The organism is Mesobacillus maritimus, assembly GCF_023715205.1.
GTDB classification, from domain to species: domain Bacteria; phylum Bacillota; class Bacilli; order Bacillales; family Cytobacillaceae; genus Mesobacillus_B; species Mesobacillus_B maritimus_C.
Genome location: NZ_JAMBNR010000153.1, coordinates 1 through 221, shown reverse-complemented (window position 1 = coordinate 221; position 221 = coordinate 1). Strand labels below are relative to the sequence as shown.

The following is a 221-nucleotide window of genomic DNA, read 5'->3' as shown; positions in this document are numbered from 1 at the left end:
AGAGGCTTTTCTTGGCAGTGTGGAATCAGGAACTTCGGTACTAAATTTCCCTCGCTATCACAGCTCAGCCTTCACGGTAACGGGATTTGCCTCGTTACCAGCCTAACTGCTTAGACGCACATATCCAACAGTGCGCTTACCCTATCCTCCTGCGTCCCCCCATTGCTCAAACGATAAAGAGGTGGTACAGGAATATCAACCTGTTGTCCATCGCCTACGCC

The 221-nt window shown here is 50.7% G+C and carries 1 rRNA gene; it reads right to left on the bottom strand.

The features are described 5' to 3' along the window. Positions 1-221: ribosomal RNA gene (locus tag M3182_RS26020) — 23S ribosomal RNA — on the bottom strand; the annotation flags it as partial.